Origin of the sequence: Nodularia chucula CCY0103, assembly GCF_963923915.1 — a bacterium.
GTDB lineage: Bacteria > Cyanobacteriota > Cyanobacteriia > Cyanobacteriales > Nostocaceae > Nodularia > Nodularia chucula.
This window is the reverse complement of sequence record NZ_CAWUOL010000150.1, coordinates 1-7,170: the sequence shown is the minus strand read 5'-3', so window position 1 is coordinate 7,170 and position 7,170 is coordinate 1. Positions and strand designations below refer to the sequence as shown.

The 7,170-nt window shown below is 35.6% G+C and carries 8 protein-coding genes and 1 tRNA gene; 2 read left to right on the top strand and 7 right to left on the bottom strand.

The genetic code is table 11. The features are described 5' to 3' along the window. From ACM0OP_RS23430 to ACM0OP_RS23415, 4 genes are all read right to left on the bottom strand, one after another. On the bottom strand, positions 1-676 hold a 676-nt coding region (locus ACM0OP_RS23430), incomplete at its 3' end, for a collagen-like triple helix repeat-containing protein (protein WP_414530810.1). Beyond that, positions 660-1,310, bottom strand: a complete 651-nt coding sequence (locus ACM0OP_RS23425; RefSeq protein WP_414530809.1) for a hypothetical protein — start codon at positions 1,308-1,310, stop codon at positions 660-662. The genes ACM0OP_RS23430 and ACM0OP_RS23425, both read right to left, overlap by 17 nt. Continuing rightward, entirely contained in the window at positions 1,310-1,639 is a 330-nt protein-coding gene (locus ACM0OP_RS23420) for a hypothetical protein (RefSeq protein ID WP_414530808.1), read from the bottom strand. The genes ACM0OP_RS23425 and ACM0OP_RS23420 overlap by 1 nt, the downstream gene beginning before the upstream one ends. Before the next feature lie 145 nt (positions 1,640-1,784). Beyond that, positions 1,785-1,856 (bottom strand) — tRNA-Lys (locus ACM0OP_RS23415). Between the two features lie 145 nt (positions 1,857-2,001). Here ACM0OP_RS23415 and ACM0OP_RS23410 point away from each other — a divergent pair. Further along, positions 2,002-3,510, top strand: a complete 1,509-nt coding sequence (locus tag ACM0OP_RS23410) for a site-specific integrase (protein ID WP_414530807.1) — start codon at positions 2,002-2,004, stop codon at positions 3,508-3,510. Between the two features lie 125 nt (positions 3,511-3,635). After that, the gene (locus ACM0OP_RS23405) at positions 3,636-3,848 is read left to right on the top strand and encodes a hypothetical protein (protein ID WP_414530588.1); all 213 of its coding nucleotides are present in this window, start codon (positions 3,636-3,638) and stop codon (positions 3,846-3,848) included. A 77-nt stretch (positions 3,849-3,925) separates the two neighbouring features. On the opposite strand, the gene ACM0OP_RS23400 is transcribed toward ACM0OP_RS23405, so the two are convergent. The 3 genes from ACM0OP_RS23400 to ACM0OP_RS23390 all read right to left on the bottom strand — a co-directional run bounded on the left by ACM0OP_RS23400 (position 3,926) and on the right by ACM0OP_RS23390 (position 7,081). Then, a complete protein-coding gene (locus tag ACM0OP_RS23400; RefSeq protein ID WP_414530806.1) occupies positions 3,926-4,063 on the bottom strand; it encodes a hypothetical protein in 138 nt (45 codons plus the stop codon). A 639-nt stretch (positions 4,064-4,702) separates the two neighbouring features. Beyond that, positions 4,703-6,157 (bottom strand): hypothetical protein, encoded by a 1,455-nt coding sequence (locus tag ACM0OP_RS23395; RefSeq protein ID WP_414530805.1) that lies wholly within the window; start codon positions 6,155-6,157, stop codon positions 4,703-4,705. Between the two features lie 147 nt (positions 6,158-6,304). Then, a complete protein-coding gene (locus ACM0OP_RS23390; protein ID WP_414530804.1) occupies positions 6,305-7,081 on the bottom strand; it encodes a phage antirepressor KilAC domain-containing protein in 777 nt (258 codons plus the stop codon). Positions 7,082-7,170: the final 89 nt, after the last annotated feature.

Genomic DNA, 7,170 nt, shown 5'->3' with positions numbered 1-7,170 from the left:
GGATGCCTTGAATACCCCTGATACCTTGGATGCCTTGAATACCCCTGATACCTTGGATGCCTTGAATACCCCTGATACCTTGGATGCCTTGAATACCCCTGATACCTTGGATGCCTTGAATACCCCTGATACCTTGGATGCCTTGAATACCCCTGATACCTTGGATGCCTTGAATACCCCTGGGACCAGGGACTAATGCTCGTTGGAGGGCATTATCGGCTTTACCTTCAGCTCTACGAGCGATACTTGTAGCGGTAGTAATTTGCCCAAAAGCTCGACTCAATTGATTACTGAGAGCATCCACCGCTCTCTGCAAAGCATCTATTCTTGCTCTCAGAGATACAAAGGTTCCAAGGGTTAATAGGATTCCGGCGATCGCAGCTGCTAAACCTGCAACTTTTGCTAATGCTTGTGTCCCCTTAGATAGTGCTTGTCCTGCTTTTGATAATGCCTCCCCCGCTTTTCTCTCTACTGGAATTATTCTCTTTGATACAACAAACCCGGCGACAGTGGTTGCTATCGGCGCAATTTTAGGGACTATTAAACTATCACTCCGCTTCACGGAATCATTGATGATACCTTGTCGCTCACTTTTACGGATAAATTGCCCTTGCATGGCTGCAATATCACTCCGGAGCGCACTAAGTTCGGCGGCTATTTCATCGCAGGAAGTCATTGTAAATTAGTTCTCTAATTGATGATATTGAGTTAAATGTGGAGTCACATGGCAAGCAACAGGGCTGACAGTTGATGTGTCTGGGTGGACATCCCAGGCAATCAACAAAATATTCATCAGAGTTGTAGACCTTTAGCGTTAGTAGAAGATCGTCTTTATCAAAGACAGAGATTGTGTACTTAGGATCAAAACCGGGAACATTTTGAAGGTAGGGTAACATTTCAAACCACTGAGTTCCGGCTTGATACGCAAACCAAGGCTTCACAAATAAAGGGTTACGAGGCGTTGAATAGCCTCTCAAAAAAATCTCGGTTTCGTTGGCTGAATTGGAATAAAGATAAGCGGTGATCCAAGCCGAATATTCCCTGTTGTTTCCTGGGCTGGTGATGTAGTTTTTAAAGTACGGATTGTTTAATTCTGATGGTCTAGCCCAGATGTTGCTATAGCCCTGAGATTGTGAAATCTTGTATCCCCCCGCAGCATTATCGCCCCAAAGTTCCAAGGCAGTGTAAGCCCGGTACAAGTGAAGGTGTTCTTCTACCTCCACTCTTATCGGAGTGTTCAGGTAATCAAGTATTTCCCCATCTGGGAAGGTGACGCGGGCGGTTTCCCCTTCCTGGCAATAAACAGCCATTAGTAATCGTCTGGATCTAGGGTTGCGCCAGAATCAGGTTTTGCCAGGTTTATTGTCAGCTGATCGACTCTGTACGAGTCATTGTCCGGTCCTCTTGTGATAAACGATGCAAATCCATTTTCAATGTAGATACTTTGATCCGTGTTCGTATCAAAGGAGGACCGGGGTAAACCAGATTGCGCTTTGAGGGCAATTCCGGCCAATAAACTCTCTGGAGTGTTATTTGCTCCTGGGGTTAGTCCTGGTAAATCGGCTTTGGCGATCGTGATAGTTGTCGCAGTCTGACTCGCGCCGGGTCCAAATACTTGAGTAATAGTTGATGCAGCCATTTTTCTAGTTTTTCTGAATGGATAAATCATCTTATCCAAAAAAATGGCTAAAAATCCCGCTATGAGAAGGAATTTTCGTGGGGGATTTTGGCTTGTTCTAGGCTAAATCTAGTCTAGGGTAATTTATCGAAAGGCTGAAAAGTAGTGGGTGACCTGGGACTCGAACCCAGAACCAGCAGATTAAGAGTCTGATGCTCTACCATTGAGCTAGTCACCCATATCAGTCTTGCATTATATCATATTTGTTTTAGATTTGCAAATCTAAAACCAGGAAGTCTCTCAAATTCATTACCCAATGGGATGATTACCCGGATTGACAGCGTGAATTTGTTCACTACCAGATTACCAAAGCAGTTAATAACTTGACTTATGTAGATTTATCCCTCAGTTATCCCTCATTTCACAATTCAGTTGAGGGAAAAATGAGGGATAAATCAAACCCAGATACAGCAAGCACTTTAGACAATCATCTAATTGGTTATGAGCGCTTACTGGTTTTATTTAAAAGCATACAAAAGCAAACTCCCAAAGGGGTGGGGTTAAAGAGAGAAGTTAGAGCATCTGCTATCTATGTAGCACTCCAGTTTAAGCTAGGAGATAAAAGAACTTCTAAGGCTTGCAATTGTCCTTTTACTGAAATAGGTATAATTAAATCCCTAGAGAAAGCCCAACTAGTAAGTAAAGCACTAGAGGGTTTTACTAGTGAAATAGAGTTTTGGCAGTGGTATGAAGATGTAATCTTAGAAACCAATGTAATTAAAAATGACCTGATTACATTTAGAGAAGCTATTGAATTAGTAGAAAACAATTATTGGTCTAGTTTTAATGGAAAGAGACAACCACGTAATAAAAGTAACCCATCCCATCAAACTTGTTGGTATGATACTTATGGTAGATTTTTTAAATTATTACCATTGGAAAATACAGTTAATTATACTGACATAATGACTGCAATAAATAGTAAAGAAGTTGGCACTAAGATATTTACTATGGGCGTTAGAGCTATGAAAAAACTAACTGAGATATGTAACTATCAATCTATAACTATTGAGCTTCAGAAAATTAACTCAAAACAGTTTAAGTTTAAAGAAAATTTGCAAAGTATTTCTATTGAAGACTTCTTAGAAATGAGAAGATGTATACTTGATGTCCCTACCGAAGATAAAAGATATAACATTGAATCACGTAAATCTTGGTTATTTGTTTTTTCAATGCAGGTAATTTATGGGTTAAGAATTAGTGAAGTGTTTGCTGTTAAAAACATAAATGTACCTTTTATAACTAAGGATGGGATAACTATACCTGCATTGAATGACCCTAGTAATAATAAAATGATTGCTGTAGTAGGTGATGAAACAATACTTGGGACTACAACTAAAACAGGCTATAGGCTGGCAATGACCCTACTCCCTCCTACCCACATGGATCTAATATCTCAATTAGATATCAAGAATGGAAAGTTACCAGAGGTTACCTTAGAAACCACTAACCCTATTTCAATACGCCACAAGTACACTAAGACAGCTAGAAATAATTTATGTCATTGGGTTAAAGGTACTAATTTTACTCAGACTCATGCTCTACGTCACTTAGCTAACTTAAATGGACTTATGGCAGGTGTTTCCCTTGAAAAGAGAGCCATGAGTTTAGGTCATTCCCCTGCCATGAATGATAGTGTCTATAAAAAGCGTCAAACTACTAAGACAACATTAGACCTTTTAACCCAATCAACCTATCAAGCATTGCCCTTAGAAACAGCAATCACTATAGCTAAACAATTAGGATGCATTGATACTAAATCAGTAGCTTTGTTATCTCGTATTTACAATGTGCTTGAAGGTGAAATTATCAAATTACTTAATACTAATTGACTTGATTATCTACATATTTTATAGATATTATATTTTTAGGTTTTAAAACTTAAATTACCTGAATTGTAAGCAAGTAAATAATCATTCCATCCATAAAAACCTTTAGTTTAGGATATTTATCTGACATGCACAACCCAAAGGTAAAAGAAATAGTTGAGGCACTAGAGCTTTCTGTTGCAGAGTTGAATGATACTGTTGAACTCTTAAAAGCATGGGATGAAGTTTTACAATTTGACCAGCCAACTTTAGAAGGTCTGACTAGAAAAGCCCTAAATAGTAGTTTTTCTAAGGTTCAGTCACGGCTAAATTCCATTTACATAAGACTTTTTATAGGATAAAATTTATGAGTTAATGAAGAGTATAAGTCTACTTCTCTTACAAGAGAAGTAGACTTATACTTATTTTTTTGTTTTATTTAGCGCTTAAATCTACCTGTAAACTTATTGGCTTTTTCTTTTAATGTCTTAGAAGGTATAGCCACAACATCAGCATAATGCTTAGTGTCTTGTGATTTAATTTCTTCAGATTTAATTTCTTTATTTTCTTCTGACATAATACTTACTTTTTACAACTAATAAACACTATAATCATAATAAGTCAAAATTAATGGAAAAAACAAGTAAGTTTCTCTTCATTTTTGTTTGTTCTTGGGGAAATAGCATGGCATATTATATTAAAGCTGCTCAATAGGGCAGTTTTTTATGTCTGAATTTTAGCTCTGATTTCATAAATCTGGCACAGTTTTTATTTTGAAGAAAAAAACAAATCTAAAGTTTAGTGTTATTTTCCTTTAGAGAAGATGGAACAGAACACTAAACTTCAATGATAATTTTTAATCTGGGGGTTTTTTCGCATTTTTATTTTGCTATCTTAAAGCTTGTAATGTTTACTGTATAAGACTTGTAGAGTTTTCTATCTCTTACTATTACAGGTATCATAGATGGTAAACTCTATAAAGAACCCTAACCAAGGGAGCTCCACCCAGAAAATAAGAATAGAGGAACCATAAGAGCAGGCAAAAGAAGAGAACAAGTAAGAAGACTACCACCACCAAAACTCCAAAACACTAAACCCATAAGAAAACTCAAAAGACAACTTCAAGAACAAAACCTCATGAGACAACTCTATGGTCACAACTTATAAGACAACTCTATGGGGGGACTTTTCCATAATCAGCCCCCAGCCTAACTCTTTAAAGCAAAACTGGACCCCCCTCCAACTGAGTCACAACTCCTAATTCAGCCGCCTTTTGATTGACCACTTCATTGATTTTAGTAATCCATCTTTCTTTCTTAGATGAATCAGTAAAATTAACTGAGAAACCGTCATGCTGCCATATAGTAATTACAAAGTCTTTTGTGGTTTTAGCTAAATCTACTACTGGCAACAACATATACAGTTCTACTGCTTGAGCTTGTTGTGCCATAATAGCTCTAAGGCACTCATGCCTATCAGAATTAGGCTTTCCATTAGCTTTCTTACCTCCTTTAATTGTGAGAACTTTACCAAAAATAGTCTCAACTGAATCACAATTATTTAGATATTCTAGTCTGGCTTCTCTAGCAGTAAATAATGCTTTCATTATAGGTTGAGATAAAAATCTTTTACCTGCATTCTTAATACCATAAGGAAGTAAGCCTTCATCTAAAGAATCAATTAAATTCTGTTTACCCATACCAAAAATCAATGAATAGAGTGAATCTTTTAAGACCTTTTTAATGGCTTCATATTTAACTTCATCAGTAGCTTTAAGTTCAGCAGCATCAATGCCATAATGGTTAATTATATCTAACCAAATTTTACCTTTTGACTGAAGAAACTCTTGAACTTCAGGTATTTCCCATGTTTTTCCTACAATAGCCAACTGGCTGCTAGATAAATCAAATTCATACCACCCCTTAGTAATTAATTTTCTAAGGTCTTTTCTAAGCATAGGAATAGAGTAATTAAATGGAAATATCCTTACAGTATTTCCTTGTTTACTCCCCTTATAAAAGGGTTGTAATTCATCTTTAATGGTATTTAGAATCTCTATGTTTACTCTTCTTTTTTCAGGGTCTTCAATCTTAAATGCTTCCAGTAAAGTAGCGTCAAAGTTAGCAGCAATAACTTTAGTAAAATTGTTAACTGAAACTCCATTCATATACTCAAGTAACACTCTGGCTTCAGGAGCAGCAAAGTTAAAATAAGTAATAGCTTCTTGTTTGATTAATTCTCTGTCTATTTTCTGTAGCTTATCACTAAACTTATTGCCTGTATCAAAGTATACTCTGCTTTCTACTTTCATTTTATAAGTCTCCTGTTCAATAGCTTCCTTTAATTCTAAAGGAAATTTTACAGTAGCTACTCTTGCTTTATGGTCTTTAAAACTCCACCCTGACCAAGAGAATGTTTCTTCTGACATTACCTCTTGTTGAAACTTAATTAAGAACTCTGAAGCGCAATAACTATTTGACCCCTCTAAAAGACTCAGCTTACCTTCAGCTTTAGCTATAGTTGCTTGATCAATTAAAGGATACCCTGTATCTTTATCTTTTGCTCCAAATATAAGATACCGCATGAATCTCCAGTAATTAAGATTTTTACCTAAACCTGGATAAAGCTCTTTCACAAGGTTTCTAAATTTGGAATCTGTAGTTTTTCGCATATTTAATTTTTTATAATGATGAGAATAATATTTGTATTACATGAAATTGTGTAGTATAATGTAGATAAGAATAAAGCATATTTAATTTTTTATAGTTTGTAATGTAGTATCTTTAAGAGAGGGAATAACCCCCTCTCTTATAATTTATTAAGCAATTAATTTACTACTAAAAAATCCAGCTTTCTCTAACCTACGCTTGATAAAACTCAACCCTTTTTGAGTAACCAAAGTCACTAAAATAACTTCACCATTGTATTTATTATACTTTTCAACTACAGTAAAATGACCTAAATTTACATACCTTTGATAAGGTACTTTATTCTTTTGTAGTATCTCTTCAGATTTAAGGAAATTGAATAAATTATTCTGACCCATGTTAGGAATTGAAAGTATTTTAGCTACTTCAGCTATTTTTAGAAACTTGCTTGAATCTGCAATTACATCATACATTTCAGCCTTTGGAGTCAAATCAACCAACTTAGCTTGAGCATCAGCCGCCACTAATGATAAAGCTTTCTTTTCTTTCTCTGAGGCTACTAAACACTCTAAAGCTTCAATGTAATTCTGAGGTAATTTTAATACTGACTTAGCTCTAATAGCTTGTAATTCTTTTTCACATTGAATATAGTAAAGTCTGACTGCTTTACCTTTAGCTGTATTAGCCAACATACATAACTGCTTAAAGCAATCTTTGGTTAGATAGATTTCTTCAACTCTAGTAGCACCAATTTCTCGCTTCTCAATTGTGATAAGTGAGGAATAGTCTACACCTTCTTCAAAGTTAGTTATTAAAGCTCTTTTAGCATTACCTTTAGATGAATATTCTAACCATTCCCAAGCATCTTCAAATGGGACTGCAAACTCTTCATTACTTTCAACTGTAGATTTAATTTGAGATTGTATTGTAGTATTTAAATTAGTCATTATAAGTTATTTATTGTTGAGTGTTGTTAATGTGGTCTAAATAAAATTTAACTGCTAGACGATGAATGTCAGCTTTTTTTAACCCTTTT